This is a genomic window from Tateyamaria omphalii, assembly GCF_019802125.1.
Taxonomy (GTDB): Bacteria; Pseudomonadota; Alphaproteobacteria; order Rhodobacterales; family Rhodobacteraceae; genus Tateyamaria; species Tateyamaria omphalii_B.
The window spans coordinates 74,495-92,198 of the sequence record NZ_JAHVHT010000001.1; the positions used below are offsets into that span (position 1 = coordinate 74,495).

General features: G+C 58.3%; 14 protein-coding genes and 1 pseudogene. 6 read left to right on the forward strand and 9 right to left on the reverse strand.

What is annotated here, in order from left to right:
- Nucleotides 1–55 precede the first annotated feature (55 nt).
- From KUV51_RS00440 to KUV51_RS00460, 5 genes are all read right to left on the reverse strand, one after another.
- Nucleotides 56–943 carry a LysR family transcriptional regulator gene (locus tag KUV51_RS00440; protein WP_222519665.1) on the reverse strand — a complete coding sequence of 296 codons (888 nt, stop codon included), beginning with the start codon at nucleotides 941–943 and terminating at the stop codon, nucleotides 56–58.
- A 222-nt stretch (nucleotides 944–1,165) separates the two neighbouring features.
- Nucleotides 1,166–1,534, reverse strand: a complete 369-nt coding sequence (locus KUV51_RS00445) for a VOC family protein (protein ID WP_222519666.1) — start codon at nucleotides 1,532–1,534, stop codon at nucleotides 1,166–1,168.
- Nucleotides 1,535–1,969: 435 nt separating this feature from the next.
- The gene (locus KUV51_RS00450; protein ID WP_222519667.1) at nucleotides 1,970–3,541 is read right to left on the reverse strand and encodes a sulfatase; all 1,572 of its coding nucleotides are present in this window, start codon (nucleotides 3,539–3,541) and stop codon (nucleotides 1,970–1,972) included.
- Nucleotides 3,538–5,463: a TRAP transporter permease gene (locus tag KUV51_RS00455; protein ID WP_222519668.1), complete on the reverse strand. Its 1,926-nt coding sequence runs from the start codon at nucleotides 5,461–5,463 to the stop codon at nucleotides 3,538–3,540. The genes KUV51_RS00450 and KUV51_RS00455 overlap by 4 nt, the downstream gene beginning before the upstream one ends.
- Nucleotides 5,464–5,532: 69 nt before the next feature.
- The gene (locus tag KUV51_RS00460) at nucleotides 5,533–6,540 is read right to left on the reverse strand and encodes a TAXI family TRAP transporter solute-binding subunit (protein WP_222519669.1); all 1,008 of its coding nucleotides are present in this window, start codon (nucleotides 6,538–6,540) and stop codon (nucleotides 5,533–5,535) included.
- Nucleotides 6,541–6,629: 89 nt separating this feature from the next.
- Between KUV51_RS00460 and KUV51_RS00465 the strand changes: the two genes are divergently transcribed.
- From KUV51_RS00465 to KUV51_RS00480, 4 genes are all read left to right on the forward strand, one after another.
- The gene (locus KUV51_RS00465) at nucleotides 6,630–7,514 is read left to right on the forward strand and encodes a LysR family transcriptional regulator (RefSeq protein ID WP_222519670.1); all 885 of its coding nucleotides are present in this window, start codon (nucleotides 6,630–6,632) and stop codon (nucleotides 7,512–7,514) included.
- Nucleotides 7,515–7,960: 446 nt separating this feature from the next.
- On the forward strand, nucleotides 7,961–8,995 hold the full coding sequence (locus KUV51_RS00470) for an amino acid ABC transporter substrate-binding protein (protein WP_222519671.1): 1,035 nt from the start codon (nucleotides 7,961–7,963) through the stop codon (nucleotides 8,993–8,995).
- Between the two features lie 63 nt (nucleotides 8,996–9,058).
- Entirely contained in the window at nucleotides 9,059–10,195 is a 1,137-nt protein-coding gene (locus KUV51_RS00475; protein WP_222519672.1) for an ABC transporter permease subunit, read from the forward strand.
- A gap of 1 nt (nucleotide 10,196) precedes the next feature.
- Complete coding sequence (locus KUV51_RS00480) at nucleotides 10,197–11,288, forward strand: amino acid ABC transporter permease (RefSeq protein ID WP_222519673.1); 1,092 nt, start codon at nucleotides 10,197–10,199, stop codon at nucleotides 11,286–11,288.
- A 52-nt stretch (nucleotides 11,289–11,340) separates the two neighbouring features.
- On the opposite strand, the pseudogene KUV51_RS00485 reads toward KUV51_RS00480, so the two are convergent.
- From KUV51_RS00485 to metC, 3 genes and pseudogenes are all read right to left on the reverse strand, one after another.
- Nucleotides 11,341–12,180, reverse strand: a pseudogene (locus KUV51_RS00485) (MBL fold metallo-hydrolase); the annotation flags it as partial.
- Nucleotides 12,181–12,243: 63 nt separating this feature from the next.
- On the reverse strand, nucleotides 12,244–12,882 hold the full coding sequence (locus tag KUV51_RS00495) for a VOC family protein (RefSeq protein WP_222519674.1): 639 nt from the start codon (nucleotides 12,880–12,882) through the stop codon (nucleotides 12,244–12,246).
- A 17-nt stretch (nucleotides 12,883–12,899) separates the two neighbouring features.
- Nucleotides 12,900–14,075, reverse strand: coding sequence for a cystathionine beta-lyase (gene metC, locus KUV51_RS00500; RefSeq protein WP_222519675.1), 1,176 nt, complete (start codon nucleotides 14,073–14,075; stop codon nucleotides 12,900–12,902).
- An 86-nt stretch (nucleotides 14,076–14,161) separates the two neighbouring features.
- Here metC and KUV51_RS00505 point away from each other — a divergent pair, with 86 nt between their 5' ends.
- Together KUV51_RS00505 and KUV51_RS00510 are read left to right on the forward strand one after the other, a co-directional pair.
- Nucleotides 14,162–16,489: a molybdopterin-dependent oxidoreductase gene (locus tag KUV51_RS00505; protein WP_222519676.1), complete on the forward strand. Its 2,328-nt coding sequence runs from the start codon at nucleotides 14,162–14,164 to the stop codon at nucleotides 16,487–16,489.
- Between the two features lie 37 nt (nucleotides 16,490–16,526).
- On the forward strand, nucleotides 16,527–17,282 hold the full coding sequence (locus KUV51_RS00510; protein WP_222519677.1) for an IclR family transcriptional regulator: 756 nt from the start codon (nucleotides 16,527–16,529) through the stop codon (nucleotides 17,280–17,282).
- On the opposite strand, the gene KUV51_RS00515 is transcribed toward KUV51_RS00510, so the two are convergent.
- Nucleotides 17,283–17,684, reverse strand: coding sequence for a rhodanese-like domain-containing protein (locus tag KUV51_RS00515; protein ID WP_222519678.1), 402 nt, complete (start codon nucleotides 17,682–17,684; stop codon nucleotides 17,283–17,285).
- Nucleotides 17,685–17,704: the final 20 nt, after the last annotated feature.

Here is a 17,704-nt window from a genome sequence, read left to right on the forward strand (position 1 = left end):
TCCTCATTTTTGGAACGGTGCAAGAAGGCTCAGCGGAAAGAAGGGTGTCGCGCCACTATTGGGAAAGGCATTCTTTCAGAAGATCGAATGCCAACCGGATGCGACGACTTGTGTGTAGCTCTCGATGCGCAACCAGCCAGTTTGGTATTTTGAAGGGCTCAATGTCGGTCAGCACCGGTCCAAATTCCGGGAACCTGGCTGCGATGCGGTCTGTCATGATCGCGATGCAATGTCCTTGACGCGCGATCTCCAATTCAACGACCTGCGAACGCGAGACATACCTAAAATTCTGTCTTGTCAGCTTGAGCCCAAGTGTCTGAAAGTGAGCAAGCATGCCTTCTGCATCACCAAAGCTGACGAATTGGTGCTGCGAAAGGTCTTCGTCCAGCTTGGGCTCGCCATATGAATCTGTGTACTTGGAGACGACGAAAAAACGTGCCGGGTCTTCACAGACAAGCTTGGCGAGGAGATCCGGTTCTTCCGGCCGAGCATGTCGGATTGCAATGTCAGCCTGTCGAAGAAGCAGATCACTGACATTGTTATCCGCCACGATATCCAACTCCAGATTGGGCGCGACCAATTGCAATTGGTCGAGCATTGGTGGCAGCACATAAGCTGCGGTCATGTCCGTAGCCGATATGCGAACCAGACCCTCGATGGTTTGAGATTGACCAGACGCGGCTAGCGACATCATGTTGGCGCCGTCTGCCATGGTTCTTACGTGATCCAACAGGTTCAATCCGGTTGGCGTGAGGGACACAGATCGCCCAGAACGCTCAAACAGGATCACTTCTAAGTTCTTCTCCAGAGCTGCAATCTGTCTTGTGATCGTAGGTTGTGTGACACCCAGAACTGCTGCCGCAGCAGAAAGAGAGCGCTCTTCTGCGACCGCAAGGAATGCCCGGGCCTGGTTCCAGTCGAAAGAGATCGAGTTCCAATTCATGGGCAAACATATACACCCGGTTTTTGCATAAAAAACCGACGTGTATCCGCAGTATACCAACAAAAAACGTATAGATGCCGCTTCGATATCGAGAGATGTGTCCCTGCGTAGAGCAAACCCACCCCGAGGTGATCCCGCGCCACTTGGCAGAGTGTCCTTGGGGCAACCGGCAGGACAAAGGTATCTCGGCCCGCAGTTTTGCCTCTCAAAAAACTCCGGTTGTCAGGATGATCTGCTAATGCTGAGTTTGTTCCCGTCCGGGTCTCGAAAATCACCGCCGCAGAAGTTCCGACCGCGTCTGCCAGGAGCCCCTTCGTCAGTTGCGCCATGTTCAAGTGCGGTGGCATGGACAGTGTCGACATGACTGCTGTCGCTGGCAGCGAGCGCAATCATTGTGCCGTTGCCATGGGAAGCCGGCTGTCCGTCATAGGGGTAGGTGACTATTATCATCGGCTTGCCCGTTCCGAAACTATAGCCGATCATGTTTCCAAGGTTGTAGGCGCGGGTGCCCTTGATTGCGTCAAGCACGGCATCGAAAAAGATTGCCGAAGCAGTAAGGTCTCTAGTACCGATCACTACATAGTTGATCATGATTTCTCTATTGCGTGACGAATTTGCAGGCGATGAACGCGCCAACAATCGATTTCCGAGAAAGGGTTCAAGACGGGCCGCTCAAGCAATCATTTGGGATGGGTAGCGGCGACTGGCCCAAAGATAATGGCCCTCCTCTGCCTCGGCAGACCTTCCACCTATCACTAAAATGCTGCGTTCATAGCCCGCATGGCTGCCAGTGCTCAGTTTTGGCACGATCCGAGGCCTGGACCCGGGCAGAAAGCGAACCTTGCTGCCAGAGAATCTAACGGCTGGTTTGTCTCACGATGCGTGAGTTGTAGTGGATCAGGGTTTCGGCAGCGCAGCGAAAGTCCGGTTTGGAGGGCCGCACTGCAGCAACTATCTTTACGGGCGAACGGCAGGAATGGGCCGGAATGCAAAGCACCCAAGTTGACCCGCTAGGGCGGTTCTCGATCAAGCGCGATAGGCCGGTAGCGGGGATCGATCCTGAAGAGATATCAATCTCCGTAGCATGATCTCCGAGATGGTCCGACGCACTTCTTTCGCCGAAGCCTGATCGTACAGATTGTTTGTTTCGCCCGGATCTTCCTTCAAATCATAGAGCTCGTTCCAGTCTTCGCCTTCTCGCAGCGACATTCGGTACCGGTCTGTGACAACTGTGCGAACCCGTTGTGGGCGGTCGAAGCCGGTCATGCTGCGTTGGCTGTCTTCTTCGATAATCACGGCCTCAGGTGGTTCGCAGGAAATGAGGTTACGGCCCTGAATACCGTTGTACGGCTGGATACCAGCCCGAGCGAGGATCGTAGGCGCAATATCAATAGAAGAGGCCAACCCATGATCGATTTGATCCGGTGTCCGCGACTCGGGATCGTGCCAGATGAATGGAACTCGGATTATTCCTTGGTAATGCAACAAGAGCTTCAACATCAGCCCGTGGTCACCCATGTAGTCGCCGTGGTCAGACGTGAAGATGACCACTGTGTTGTCTGCGAGGCCGAGTTCGTCCAACCGCTGCAGCACGCGACCGACGGCATCGTCGATCATTGTAATCATACCGTAGGTCAGAGCGATTATCGATCGGGCCTCGTCTTCGGTGACAGCAAACGGGTTCTGATTGTCGCGGGGATCGGAGCCCTTCTCCATTGCCTCTTTCATGGCTTGGATAGGGGGCAGATCACCGTTCCCAAACGTGGCAGGAAGTTCAATGTCCGCCGGATCATACATATCCCAGTAGCGTCCAGGAGGTGTGAAGGGATGATGTGGGTCAGGGAAAGACATTTGCAGGAAAAACGGTGCGGCGTCGTTCGCTCGATCAGCCAGCCAGGATACACTGCGATCTGCGATCCAATTGGTTGAATACAGCTCTTCAGGAACCGCGGTGCGCCATGCCTGAGGGGCATTTATTCGGTTGTCCGGCAGAGCGTTCTCCGGCCCAACCAATTGATCGAAGTCTTTTCGCTGTTCCCGTGCCCAAAGAAGATAGTCGCCGGAGGCACGGTCGGCGTGGTCTGCCGCCACTTCGACGTGTTCGAACCCATAAAAATCGCCGTCGATTCGCTCGGCCAGCGGGCGGTTCCACGTGGGAACGACCTCCAAGTCGTAGTCCGGTGTATGGCGGTTGTTCTTGACGGCATCGCGGAGATGCAGCCTGGGCGTGTGAAGGCCCTCAGTCGGTTCGAACTGATTTGTGGCGGGAAGGCCCGTGAAACTTTGAAGGTGGGATTTGCCGATAAGGCCGGTGAGGTATCCGGCGTCGCGTAGAAGTTCCACAAAGGTGGTGTGATCTTTCGATAGTGGAATGCCGTTGTGGCGCGCGCCGTGCGCCGAAGACATCCGCCCGGTCATGATCGAGGCGCGGTTTGGCATGCAGATCGGGTTGGCGACGTAGAAGCGATCCCACATCGTGCCTTTTGCCGCGATGCTGTCGATGTTGGGGGTGCGGACAACCGTATTGCCACCGCAGCCCAGGTGATCGGCGCGGTGCTGATCGGTGATGATGAACAGGAAGTTGGGGCGTTTGGTCATGGATTGGTCTCGGCCGGTTCTATGGTGCGGGCGGCCCGGATGTCCCAGAGGATGAGGGCGATGCCGCAAGCGATGGCGGGCAAATGCACCGCCGGGTTCGGGGCGAGCATCGTGAAGGCCAGGGCGAAGCGGAGGATGATTTCGGGGAGGCTCAGCTTGCGGCGGTCGTAGCCTGAGAGGGCCGACGAGAAGAGCCAGATGCAGAAGCAGGTTCGGGCGACGATCCAGAGGAAGGGGAGGAGGCTGAATTCCTCGATGATCAGGATGGTGGGATAGTAAGCGAAGACGAAGGGGATGATGAACTTTGCCATGCCAAGACGGAACGACATGAAGGCCGTCATCAAAGGATTGGCTCCTGCTATGGGCGCTGCCGCATAAGCCGCGATTGCGACCGGCGGCGTCAGTGAAGAGGCGACGCCGTAGTAGAAGACGAACATATGCGCCGTCAGCATCGAGACGCCCAACTGCTGAATGGCGGGGCCCATCACCAGAATGATGATCAGGTAAGCAGGCAGCGTCGGCATGCCCATGCCGAGGACGAGCGCTCCAACCATGGCGACGAGAAGAGCCGAGAAGAGGCTCTCGCCGCGTACCGTGGCGATGACATTGGCAAGTTTCAGGCCCAGGCCCGTGGAATCGAGCGACCCTACCAGGATGCCGATGGCGGCGATGGCGATGAGAAGCGTTGCGCCGGATTGCGATCCCTTGAGGAACGAGCGCCAGATGCGCAAGGGATCCGACCGGACATCCGGGTTGATGACCGACAGGGCCAGTAGAACGACAACGGCATAGAAGCCTGCAGCAGAGGTTGAGAATCCGGCGACCAAACAGCCAATGATGGAGAGGATTGGCCCCAGGAACAGCACGGAATTGATCAGATCGATCCGCGTGATCCGGTCATCCACCGACATCGGCTGCACTTCGATGCCCTGGCGGCGTGCCTCAACGGTGACGGCGGCGAAGAGGCTGAAGTAGTAAAAAAGTGCGGGAAACAGTGCCGCCACAATGATATTGAGATAGCCGACGCCAGTTAGATCAGCCATCACAAGCGCCGCTGCGCCCATGATGGGCGGCATGATTTGACCACCAGACGATGCCGTCGCCTCAATCCCGGCAGCGAAGGTCGGCGAAAATCCACGCTTCTTGATCATCGGAATGGTGAATGTTCCTGTGCCGACGATGTTGGCCACGGTTGACCCGGACATTGTTCCGAACATGGACGACGCAAGAATAGCTGCATGGGCCGGGCCGCCGCGCATGCGGCGTGTGGCGAGGAAGGCGAATTTCAGAAGTGTGTCACCGGCACCGGTTCCTTCCAGAAGCACCCCGAAGACGATGAAAATGAAGACTGTCGAGAGAACGATATTCGTGATCGATCCGAATACGCCCTTGTTGGTGTTGTACCAAAGGGCTTCAGCGACCTCTTTAAGAGAGAAGCCGGTATGAGCCATGATCCCTGGCAGGTCCTGTCCGTAGAGCAGGTACAAAACACCGAAGGCTCCGACACCGAACAGCCCCCAGCCCCAAAGCCTTCGGCATAGCTCCAAAAAGACGACAAGACCGGCCAGTGCGGGCCAGGCATCGGCTTGGGTCACGTCGTACAGCGCCGTCTCCATCTGGGTCTGGACAAAGAAGAAAGACCAGATCGACCAAAGCCCAGCTACGAGCATCGCAACATCCATAGCCAAATGGATTGCAGCCTTCGCTCCCGCGACCGGGCCCTTGGCTTCTCGCCGGTTTCGAGACGCCGTGATGCCCACGACCAAGGCTAAAGCGAACCCCGCTGCACGGTGGAATTTTTGCTCCACGAGTCCAATGCCGGAACTGTAAAGAGCGAGGGCACCCAGCAAACAACAGGCAAGAGCCGAAAGCAGTGGATAAAGCTTACCAATTCCGCCGGACGGATTTGCCTCTGCGGTCATTACATCAGCCTTGGTTGATGGTGATCAAAGGGTAGGAGAACCGCCACGCGATCCTCCACCTGATCCAATTTACGGGCGAAGAGCGTCCGGGATCGCGATACCGGCCTCTTCATAGTACCGAGCCGCACCGGGATGCAGGGGCACGTTGACGGAAGAAAACGCGGTTTCCGGCGTGACCTCTTTCAGGAAGAACGCAGTTGCGTGAACTTCGTCGAGGTTTTCCCAGAACGCCTTGGTCGCGTTGTAGACAACATCTTCATCCACGCCAGTATGGGTGCCGATGAATTGGGTGAAGCCCAGAGCCGTGATCACGCCGCCGGTCAACTGACCTTTGTAGACGCCGCCGTCAAACTGGAGCATTCCTCGACCCGGACGCCCGAATAGAGCCTGCATGGCTTCTGATCCAACCACTTCTTCGGGAATGGACAGAACTCGAAACTCGCCGGACAGGCCAAACTGCTCGATCTTGGATGAGCCGATCTCAGCCGGACGGACCATCATATCGATTTTCTTGTCGGCAAGGGCCGCGTAGCCTTCGCCCCAGCTTAGGCGGACGGCTTCATAGTCTGTGCCCGCTTCATAGCCGGTAATGATCTTGATGAGCGCCTCGGACGTGGCCGAAGCCGACCCGGCGGGCGGGCCTGTGAATATGGTTTTGCCCTTCAGGTCTTCCCAGGTCTCGATGCCGGAACCTGCCAGCGTGACCGGGTGATACGCACCTGCCTTGAACCCAAGGATTGAACGTAGCTCGCCAGCCGCTGCCGGAGCGTCGTCCACGCTTTCATACATGCGCTTTTGGCCCTTCATAAGGTTGACGAGAGACGGCACGGTCGAGAAGAAGTCGATCTCCTGCCGCCCACCTTTGAGCATAGACTTTGTGAGCGTCTGGCCAGCGTTGACTTGAATCTCGACATCCGACTTGCCCGCTTGGTTTGCGAACGTCACGAACATCGTGTGAACGGGATCGCCCACGCCTGCCGTTTCGCCCTTGAATATTTGTGCTGTAGCCGCAGCAGGTGCGAATGTTGCCGTCGCCAATATCGCAGTGGCAGCAGCGATTTTCCTGAAGTTGTACACAGAGTCCTCCCTTGATTTTGACTAAGAACCTAGCAGCGAACTTACATTTAATATAATCAGACATGCGACTGATCGTATAAAGAATTGCTATGAAACTTGATCCAAAGCATCTCGCTCAACTATCGGTCATCGTCGAGACCGGATCATTCCAAGCGGCAGCAGATCGACTAGGTCTGACGCAGCCTGCTCTCAGCCGAAACATGAAAGCCCTGGAAGTCAGGCTGGGCGCGACCCTTTTTAATCGGGACGGACGGAAATCGATACCGAATGCATTGGGACTTCGTCTTTCCCGCAATGGGCAAGCCATCCGGTTGGCCGAAGAACAGGCAAGCGTTCTGGCAGATCAGTCGGCTAAGGGGGCAGTCGGAGAACTCAGGATCGGCGCACCGCCCATCGTTGCGGGCCGCTTCTTGAGCACCTCCATAGCCCGATTTATCCGTGAAAACCCGAATTGCGTCGTCGAGATGCGGACCGGGCTGGTCCATGAACTCCGCACTATGCTGGAACAGGGACAGGTGGATTTTGTCCTGGGCCCCCAAAGCTTGGCTGATCCATCTGATGGCTTGGATTTCGAACCGCTCATCGATGACAGAGTTGGGATTCTGTGCCGAACAGGGCATCCGTTGACAGCACGCAAAAATGTGATGGCTTCGGACCTTGAGGCGCAGGTATGGCTTGCACATTCCCGTGGTAGTTTGTTGCGGCAACAAACCGAAGCCGCGATGACCGCATCAGGGGTCAAGTCCATGCACATCGTTTGCGAAACCGACTCCATAAGGTCGGTCCTAGAAATCGTTGGAGATACCGACCTGATCACCACAATGCCAAGAGCAACGACGGCCTCATATCTGGAAGACAAGCTGGTCTTTCTAGACTTCGACCATCCACGATTTCACCGACCATTGGGTGTCATCAGGCAAACAAAGTCATCTTCCAATCCAATGGAGGTTAGGTTTCTGTCCACCCTTGTCTGATCGATGGCAAGACCAATGGTTCTGGCGGGGACGTCGTGCGGCTTAGGTCATTGAAAGAGCCACAAGGTTGGAACCTCAGCGAATGTCTCCTTTGGCGGGCTGCGCCGCAGCGATTGGCATGCCGGGCGAACGGCAGCATTGGGCCGTCAACATCGAAACAGAGTTTTCCTCTTTCCCCACTTGTCGCCTCACTCTCTCGAGCAACGCCAACTGGACGAAGTTTATCAGTAGCGTGTCTTTCGCTAGCGCGCGGCGCCTTGGATTGCGCCACTCTGGATGACTGTCCAAGTGCTGGGCTTTGAGTTGCGCGCATCGCCCAGCGATTCAGCACTGTGAAACTGGTTTTTCTGCAATTGCCCTGAATTTCCTTGACTCCAACAGGGTTTTCCAGAAATTCTATATAACGGCACATTTGTGCTGATATATAGAACAATAGGGAGGTCATCATGCTCACTAAATCTTCTTTTCTCGGCATAGCGGCGGCCGCACTAGCGATGCTGCCCGCCACCGCTATGGCTGAGAGCCCGACTGTCCAGCAGATCAAAGAACGCGGGACGCTGCTTTGCTCCGGACACAACGGCAGCTACTTCGGCTTTGTCGAAGTGAACGACAAGAATGAGTGGAAGGGTCTCGACATCGACCTTTGCCGCGCGCTAACCACCGCGATCCTCGGCGATCCGAATGCCAATCAGATCGTACCGCTCTCCTGGGCGCAGCGCTTCCCCGCACTACAGTCGGGCGATGTGGACGTCATAATTAAGGCGACGGGCTGGACGATGGGCCGTGACACTGAACTTGGTCTTCAGTTCAGCCTGCCTTACTTTTTCGGCGGTACTCAGTTCATGGCGCATGGAGATCTTGGCATCACAGAAGCGAAGGATCTCGAAGGCGGTACGATCTGCGTTGAGGCTGGCACAACCATCGAACGCATTTCGGCAAACTACCTGTCGACGATAGGCGTTGAGCACACGATGGTGTCCTACGAAAGCGCGGCTGAATTGCGAGCGGCCTACGTCGCCAACCGTTGCGACGCCTTTGCGGGTTGGGGACCGAACCTGGCTGTTCTGCGTGCAACCGAGATCGACAACCCGGATGCACACGTGATCCTGAGCGACCAACTTTCGTCCGAACCTATTTCTGCTGCGATGCGTCAGGGTGACGAAGAGTTTGTCGATGTGGTCAACTGGATGCTGGCCGCGATGCTGATCGCGGAGGAAGAGGGTGTCACCATGGCCAATGTCGAAGAGATGGCCGCGAACCCGCCCAACCCTAAGGTTGCGCGGCTCCTGGGCGCCGAGCCTGGCATGGGCGAACGGCTTGGCCTACGCGACACCTGGGCCCGCGAGATGATCGCGGCGGTCGGCAACTTTGGTGAGGTCTACGACCGTAACCTGGGTGCAAACAGCCCCTACAATCTGGATCGTGGTCTCAACAACCTGTGGAGCCACGGCGGCGTTCTCTACGCGCCGATCCTCGACTGAAGTCAACAGACGCAAGGGTCGGCGGTTGGGCCGGCCCTTTTCTCTTTCCGGGTAGGGGCCATCATGTCAAAGGCTGATGAGCTGCGCCGCAAGGCGAAGCAACGCAGGTTTTTTATCCAAGCAGCGCTGGTTGGGTTGTCTGGTTTTGCTGTCGCTGGTGCCTTCATGACCGCGCGAACCAATCTCGAAGCGCAGGGACTGACCAGCGGCTTCGGGTTTCTGGAGCGCAGTACCGGGTGGGACTATAGTTTCTCACTGGTCGAAAAAAGCATCATGGACCCGTATGCGCAGACGCTGTTTGTCGGGTTTCTGAACACTTTGTTTGTCGGTTTCATTGCGATCTTCCTGACCACGCTGTTCGGGTTCATCATCGGTACAGCGCGGGATGCGTCGAACATCGCGGTAAAGTCGGCGGCGACGGTGTATGTACAGGTTTTCCGGAACATTCCGCTGATCCTGCAACTTGTCTTTCTCTACGCGGTGCTCATCAACCTGCCAGGCCCCCGGCAAGCGATGTCGATGGCGGATACTTTTTTCCTATCGAACCGCGGTTTGATGATGCCGGGGCTGAGCGTCACACCGGGAGTAGCGGTGGCGCTGCTATTGGCGTCCATTGTGCTTGGAGTCGTGCTGATCTGGAACAAGCAGCCCTTGCTCAGAGGATTGTTGATCTGGATGGGTGGGTCGATTCTGCTGAGCCTGATCGTGGCGGCGATCATGCGTCCAGAAGGAGAGGCGCTCGTTTCGATCCCTTCGCTTCAGGGCTTGCGGTTCCGGGGCGGGATCACGGTGCCGATCGAGCTGTTCGGCATGATTGTTGCGATCACGCTGTATGGCAGTGCCTATATCGCCGAGGTCGTCCGTGGTGGGCTGGCGCAGGTGCCGCGCGGGCTGACCGAGGCCGGGCAGGCTTTGGGGCTATCGACGGGCCAGATCTGGTCGCGGATCAAGATGCCGATGGCGTTGCGTTCGATCATTCCGCCGTTGGGCAACCAGTGGATCTTCATGATGAAGGCAACGACCATTGGTGTGGCGATCGGGTTTAGTGACCTCTTTTACATCGTCTCGATCTCGATCACGCAGTCGGGGCAAACGCTGGAGCTTATTGCGATTTTGGCGGGCGCGTTCCTTCTCGTGAACGGAGGCTTGGCCGTGTTTACCAACTGGCTCAATGCCCGCATGGAACTGAAGGCACACTGACATGGCCGATATCTCAGCATCCGCACCCCCTAGCCCGACGACGTCCATCGGGGCGACATTGCGCAAACGGGCGTTCTCGTCACCATCCGACACGGCTTTGACAGTGATCGTCTTCGGCATCCTGTTGTGGCTGGCCTGGACCCTGTTCGATTGGGCCATCCTGCGCGCGATCTGGTCGGCGGAAAACGTCGATCAATGCGGCAAGGGTACCGGGGCAGGGGCCTGTTGGGCCGTCATCGATGCGCGGCACCGACTGATCCTGTTCGGGCTTTATCCGTTCGACCAACACTGGCGGTCAACGCTGGCCGCCGTGGCGATCATCGCGACGGTCATCCTGTCTTGCATACCTCTGATGTGGACCGCCCGCAGGATCGTCACGCTGTGGATCGTCGGTTTTGCAACTTACTACCTGTTGATGGAGGGAAGCCTCATCGGGCTGCAACAAGTCACGACAGATGGTTGGGGCGGCTTGTCGCTGACACTGTTCCTGTTCTCGTCGGTCGTGCTGCTTGGAATGCCGATGGGTCTCGGACTGGCGCTGATGCGGCGGTCGAAGATGCCGTTTGTGCGCGGTTTTGCGGTGGTACTGATCGACTTCGTGCGCTCATTGCCGCTGCTAGTGACGCTTTTTACCGCTGCCGTCGTGATCCCGATCATACTGCCAAGTTGGTTGGAAGGCGACAAAATCTGGCGGGTCATCATCGCCTTCGCCCTGTTCTTTGCCTGCTATCAGGCCGAAGTGTTCAGGGGCGGGTTTCAGGCGATCCCGAAGGGGCAGTTCGAGGCCGGGGCCGCGTTGGGACTCAGCTATTGGCAGACGCTGGGGCGCATCGTATTGCCGCAAGTATTCCGTCACGCTCTGCCGTCGACGATCAACATGGTGGTCATCACGTTCAAGGAGACAGCGCTGGTCATCATTATCGGCTTCTTCGACATCATGGCCTCGGCTAAAGCGGCCTTCGGCACAGGTGAATGGGCGCCACATTACCTGGAGGTCTATGTGTTCGTCGCACTGATCTACTGGGCGTTTATTTTCTCGCTTGGCCAGTATGGCGAGTACCTGAAAGGCCGCATGGCCATTTCTGAGCGCTAGACTTTTCCCTCCCTGAAGACTGGACGGGCTGCACAGTTGTGCAGCCCGCTTTTTAAGGTCTGTTCAAGGAAAGCTTCCGTGACATACTGCCATCGTCGTCCCTTGGGACAACTCCCATATGGATGTTCACCTGAAGTGAAGGGATGATGAGGGCGGGCATGGAGAGCTGTGCGTCACGTTCTGTACGCATGCGGATGAAGTCATCGCGGCTCGTGCCGCCGCCAACGTGGATATTCTCCTCTTTCTGCGCTCCGATCGTGGTTTCCCAGGCGATAGCACGACTGCCTGGCCCATAATCGTGGCACACGAACAGGCGCATCCCGTCTGGCAAGGAAAAGACCCGCTGAATGGAATCGTATAGCGCTCCCGCACCCCCATCGGGAAAACCCGCCTTTGCCGAACCGCCATCCGGCATGAAGAGCGTATCTCCTGCAATGGCTGCGTCGCCGACAACATGAACCATTCAGGCGGGCGTGTGGCCGGGGGTGTGCATGGCGAAACCGTCCATACCTCCGATTTGGTAGCTGTCACCATCCGCGAAGAGGGCGTCGAATGGAGAACCGTTCCGCTCGAAGTCGGTGCCTTCGTCGAAAACCTTGCCGAAAATGTCCTGGACGGTGACGATGTAATCGCTGATGCGGATCTTGCCTCCAAGACGCTTCTGAATGTAACGCGCGCCGGTCAGGTGATCTGCATGGACATGGGTTTCAATGATCTAATCTAGCTTGAGCTCGTTTGCTTCGATATGATCGATCATCGCGTCGGCGCAATCGAAACTGAGACGGCGAGCGGCGCAGTCAAAACTCATTACCGCGTCGATGACCGCACAGGCGTTGCTGTCCGGATCACGAACGATGTAGCTGATCGTGTTGGATTGAGCGTCGAAACACGCGAGCTTACTTTCGCATGAACCGTCAGGTCGGGATCGGGTGGAGCGGGCATGGAGCCTCCTGCTTCAGTCCAGTGTGACCGAGCCCGTGGGTGTGCCCAACTCAAACGAAAGCGCTTCGGGGCCTTCATGGAGCTTGGCCAGATGATCGATGGAGAGCGCTTTCAGTGTGATGGAAAGCGCTTCGGGGTCTGGGTGGTGCAGGTGAACGTTTTTTAGCGTCACGCCGAGGTTCTGCTGCCCTGTGCTGGGATGTGGACCCGGCGACCATTCGATGAATGCGGGCAACAGGCCGCCCATGGGCAAGCTGCCGTCAACGGGCACAGTCAAACGCCAGGTGCGATCGCCGCGGGCGAAGTCGACGACTTCGCCCAGGTCGACCGGACTTGCCGCGAGGACGCCGTCAAGGTCGTCGGTGTTCACGACCCAGCAGAGCGCGCGGGGGCGTTCGGCCAACCGGGCCCTTGTGGTGGGATCGTCAAGCGTGAACCAGCGGGTGCGGCTCGGGTCGGGCGCGTCCGGGTCGATAGCGATCAGTTCGAAGAAACTTTCGTTTCCCGCCTGCATAACGCAGTTATGTGTACTCATCGCGTCGTGTTTGCTGCCGCGTGGCACCTCGACACCGAGTGTGTCCGACATGGCAGCGACGCCTTTCTCTAGCGTGTCGGTTCCGATGGCGAAATGGTCGATCTTATTGGACGGCATGAGTGGCTCCGGATGGGTCAAGCGTTGAGAAGGGGTAGTGCGGCCGCGAGGTCGTCTTTGAGCGACTGAGTATCCTCAAGGCCAATGTTGAAGCGGACAAGCTGGCCCTCCTCGTCCCATGTGCCCGCGCTGCGGACGGGCTTGACGGGTAGGACGAGGCTCTCAAATCCACCCCAGCTGACGCCGATACCGAAATGGTGAAGCGCATCGACGAAGGCGCGGATCTGGTCGTCGTGGCAGGGGTGGAAGGCTACGCCGAAGAGGCCGGAGGCGCCGGAGAAATCACGCTTCCAAAACTCGTGGCCGGGGCAACTCTCAAACGCCGGGTGTAGGACGCGTTTTGTCTGCGGTTGCTTGGCAAACCAGGCCGCCATCTCGCGCCCTGCGGCGTTGGCGGATGCCATGCGGAGCTTCAACGTGCGCAGGCCGCGCAGCATCAAGAAGACCTCCTGCCCGCCGGTCTTGTCGCCCACGGCCATGACGGTTTCGCGCACGGCGGCGAAGTGCTCTTCGGTCGTGGCGATTGTGCCGAGCATACAGTCGGAGTGGCCGCTGAGGTATTTCGAGCCTGAGGCCACGGAGATGTCGACCCCGAGGTCGAGCGGGCGGCAGAAGAGCGGCGTGGCCCAAGTGTTGTCAAAGATAGTCGGCAAGCCACGCGCGCGCGCGACGCCTGTGATGGCTAAGATGTCTGGGACCTCAAAAGTGCCGGAGCCGGGGGCCTCGAACATGATGGCGCAGGTGGTGTCGCGGATCAGAGCGTCCACATCCGCGCCGATCATCGGGTCGTAGTATTCGACCTCGACGTTCATGCGGCGCAAGAAGTTTACGCAGAAGATGCGGGTGTTGCCGTAGACGTGGTCCGCAACGAGTAGGTGACTGCCCGGGCGTGCGAAAGTCATCAGCGCCAGCGTGATCGCGGCAACGCCGGACGAGGTCATGGTGATGCCGTGGGCGCCCTCGAGATCCGCCAGCATCCCCTCGAGCTGAAAAACCGCTTCGTTGCCGTAGCGCCCGTAATACATCGTTCCTGGCTCGTAGCGGGCGTCACGGGCGGCCTCGAAGGCGGCGAGCGTGTCAAAAACAATTGTCGAGCCAAGCTCGATCGGCAGATTTACATGGCGGCCGTCAATGTGGGCCGGACGGCCTCCCTGAACGAGCTGGTCAGCGACTGGTCTGGATTTTTGCGACATGGGATGCGTCCATAGAGTTGACTCGGTTGTGGCATTGCCCTTCAATTGTGTCAATATTCAGAATATGTGTTCAGCATAGTGGCACATTGAGTGAGGAACCCACCAAGGTGGTCGTAGAGACAAAGCTTACTGCAAATCACTGGGGCGTCGGTGTCGCCCGGGTGGAAGACGGGCGTATCCTGTCTGTCGAGGCGCACCCCGACGATCCGAACGGCTCGCCGATCAATGACAACATTTCCGGTGGTCTGGCGGGGTCGGCGCGCATTCTCCGCCCTGCGGTGCGGAAAAGCTGGCTCGAAGGAGAGCCGGGGCGCGTTCCGCGGGGACGGGACGCCTTTGTCGAGGTCTCTTGGGATCGCGTGCTTGACCTGATCGCAGGCGAGCTGGCGCGCGTGCGTGAAATGCACGGCAACGCGGGCATCTTTGCGGGCAGTTACGGTTGGTCGAGCGCTGGGCGATTTCACCATGCGCAAAGTCAGTTGAAACGGTTCCTGAACTGCATCGGCGGGTTTGTGCGGTCTGAGGGGAATTACAGTTACAACGCCGCGCTGGTAATGATGCCTTATATTGTTGGGCCGTTCCGTAGCCATGTCGCGCAGGCGACGAGGTGGTCGGTGATCGCAGAGCATAGCGATCTGGTCGTGATGTTCGGCGGTATGGCGCTCAGGAACACGCAGGTCAGCGACGGCGGCGTCGCGCGGCACCGGATGGCGGACAACTTAGAGGCCTGTGCGGAGGCGGGGGTGCAGTTCGTAAACATAAGCCCGCTCAGGACTGATGCCGCCGAGGCGCTCAGCGCAGATTGGATGCCCGCCAATCCCGGCTCGGATACGGCGTTGATGTTGGGGCTGGCGCACGTGTTGCACGACGAGGACCTGCACGACCCCGCGTTTCTTGATCGCTACACCGTAGGCTTCGAGAAATTCGAGGCCTATCTGACCGGCGCCAGCGACGGGGTGGCGAAGACAGCCGAATGGGCAGCCGAGAAAACGGGGCTCGACGCCGCCGAGATCCGTGCGCTGGCCCGGCGTATGGCCGGTGGGCGCTGCATGATCTCGGTCGCTGCCGGGGTTCAACGCACCGATTACGGCGAGCAACCGCTCTGGATGGCAGTGACGCTGGCCGCGATGTTGGGGCAGATCGGTCTTCCGGGCGGTGGCTATACGGTCGGCTACGGCGTGAACGCCAACGTGGGGAACATCGAGCGGCTGTTCCGCTGGGGGACGATGCCGCAGGGGCGCAATCCGGTGGCGGATTTCATACCGGTGGCGGCAATCTCCGAAATGCTGCTGAACCCTGGTGGGGCCTATACCTATTGCGGTGAGACGCGGCATTTCCCAGACGCGCGGCTGGTCTGGTGGGCAGGGGGCAATCCGTTTCACCACCACCAGCACCTGAGCCGGTTGCACGAAGCGTTTCAGACGCCCGATACTGTGATTGTAAACGACGTCAACTGGACGGCGACCACACGACACGCCGACATCGTGCTACCGGTCGCAGCGGCGCAGGAGCGGCGGGATTTCGGGGCCGGCAAGTCAGATAATGGATTGATCCCGATGCACGCGCTGACGGCCCCGCCAGGCGAGGCGCGTGTCGAATACGAGATGTATTGTGATTTGGCCGCGCGGATGGGTGTACTGGAGGCGTTTTCCGAAGGACGATCATCCGAAGAATGGCTTGAGGCGATCTGGGAGCAGACGCGCAGTGCTGCGGCTGGTCATGACCAGAACCTGCCCGACTGGAAAACGTTCATGGGGGGGGATGTCATTACTCTGCCCGATCCCTCACCAAACCAGATTTTCCTCGCCGACTTCCGCGACGAACCGGCGGAAAACGCTCTGCCGACACCGAGCGGGAAGATCGAAATCTTCTCCGAGACGCTGGCCTCTTTCGGCCTCGACGATTGCTTCGGTCACGCAGCGTGGTTCCCACCGCGCGATCTGGCGGCGGGAATCGGAGAGGTCTACTTGCTGTCAGGGCAGCCGAAGACCCGTCTCCATAGTCAGTTGGATAATGGTGCCTACAGCCTCAGCCACAAGATCGCGGGGCGGGAACCTGTGCTGATCCACCCCGACGACGCGGCTCCGCTGGGGATTGCGCATGGCGATGTCGTCGAGTTGTTCAATGCGCGTGGGCGCTGTCTGGCGGGCGCGAAAGTCACCGATGAGATTCGGCAGGGTTGCGTGTTTCTGTGGACCGGCGCCTGGTGGGACCCGGATTTCAATGCGCCGCAGATGCGCGACCGTCATGGGAACCCAAATGCGTTGACGCACGATCTGCGGACGTCGTCCCTGTCGCAGTCACCCGCGGCGCACTCTGCCAGGGTGTCGATGCGAAAGTTCGAGGGTCCATTGCCGGAGATTAGGGTCCACGCACCACCACCCCTTTCAAAAGAGGACGAAGCAGAGGCATAAATGAACAGCATTACCGGAGGAAGAGACGATTACAGAAATGAAAGAGCCAAAGGTTGACTCAACGCTCTCCAAGGGGCTGTCCATACTCGAAAGGCTGGCAGGGTCGAACAGCAGTATGGGCGTGACGGAGCTGTCCAAGTCACTCGATCTGACGAAGTCGAACACATTCCGGTTGCTGCAATCGTTGACTGCACTTGGATACGTGAAGCAGAACGCCGACAAGACATACGCGGCGACGTTGAAAACCTGGCAGGTCGGGCGGGCGCTGCTGGACAATCTGAACTTGCGCGAGTTGGCGGCGCCGGAAATGAAGCATCTGAGCCAGGAGACCGGCGAGGCTATCTATCTCGCGGTGCCGGAAAATCTGATGGTTGTCTACATTGACAAGCTGGACAGTCCTAAACCGATACGGTCGTGGAACCCCATCGGTGGGTCGGCGCCGATCCATTGTGTCGGGACCGGCAAGGCCATCCTCGCTCGGAACTATGATGTGCTGCGGCCGCAGGTGACCGGTCAGCTCAGTCGGCATACCGAACTGACGCTGACGAACATGACGCAGCTCGATGCCGACATCGATGAAACGTTGCGACGTGGTTACGCAATCGATCATGGCGAGTTTCGCGAGCGGATCCTGAGCTTCGGCGCTGCGATCACCCTGCCCTCGGGCGAGGCGATCGCCGCTCTTGGTGTGTCTTTGCCGGATGTTAACATGCCCGAGAAGGGACCGGAGTGGCTAGGCTCGCTGGTGGCCCACGCTGCCAACTCTGTAACGGCGAAGGTCGGGCGGACCTGACTACTTTTTCTCGACGGGCTCGACCGGGCCGCCCTGTTCCGCCCAGGTCGAGAAGCCTTCTTTCAGGTGCGCCGCGTCAAAACCCATGTCCTGAAGCGTGGCCACGGTAAGCGACGAGCGCCAGCCAGAGGCGCAGTGGAAGACGTACTTCTTGCCCTCCTGTGCGAAAACCTCCTTGTGATAGGGGCTATCTGGATCGACCCAGAATTCGATCATCCCGCGCGGTGCATGCACCGAGCCGGGGATCGCGCCAGTGCGCTGGCGTTCGCGGATATCGCGAATGTCGACAATTACTACATTTGGTTCACCGACCATTTTGATCAGGTCTGTGGTTTCGATTTCCTCAATGCGTGCGCGTGCCGCCTTAACCATCTCGGAGGAGGAGAGCTTGAGCTTTGTCATAGTATTTGTGCCGTTATATA

Coding starts and splice junctions, on each gene's coding strand:
- KUV51_RS00440 (WP_222519665.1), bottom strand. CDS start 943: ATGAATTGGAACTCGATCTCTTTCGACTGGAACCAGGCCCGGGCATTC.
- KUV51_RS00445 (WP_222519666.1), bottom strand. CDS start 1,534: ATGATCAACTATGTAGTGATCGGTACTAGAGACCTTACTGCTTCGGCA.
- KUV51_RS00450 (WP_222519667.1), bottom strand. CDS start 3,541: ATGACCAAACGCCCCAACTTCCTGTTCATCATCACCGATCAGCACCGC.
- KUV51_RS00455 (WP_222519668.1), bottom strand. CDS start 5,463: ATGACCGCAGAGGCAAATCCGTCCGGCGGAATTGGTAAGCTTTATCCA.
- KUV51_RS00465 (WP_222519670.1), top strand. CDS start 6,630: ATGAAACTTGATCCAAAGCATCTCGCTCAACTATCGGTCATCGTCGAG.
- KUV51_RS00470 (WP_222519671.1), top strand. CDS start 7,961: ATGCTCACTAAATCTTCTTTTCTCGGCATAGCGGCGGCCGCACTAGCG.
- KUV51_RS00475 (WP_222519672.1), top strand. CDS start 9,059: ATGTCAAAGGCTGATGAGCTGCGCCGCAAGGCGAAGCAACGCAGGTTT.
- KUV51_RS00480 (WP_222519673.1), top strand. CDS start 10,197: ATGGCCGATATCTCAGCATCCGCACCCCCTAGCCCGACGACGTCCATC.
- KUV51_RS00495 (WP_222519674.1), bottom strand. CDS start 12,882: ATGCCGTCCAATAAGATCGACCATTTCGCCATCGGAACCGACACGCTA.
- metC (WP_222519675.1), bottom strand. CDS start 14,075: ATGTCGCAAAAATCCAGACCAGTCGCTGACCAGCTCGTTCAGGGAGGC.
- KUV51_RS00510 (WP_222519677.1), top strand. CDS start 16,527: ATGAAAGAGCCAAAGGTTGACTCAACGCTCTCCAAGGGGCTGTCCATA.
- KUV51_RS00515 (WP_222519678.1), bottom strand. CDS start 17,684: ATGACAAAGCTCAAGCTCTCCTCCTCCGAGATGGTTAAGGCGGCACGC.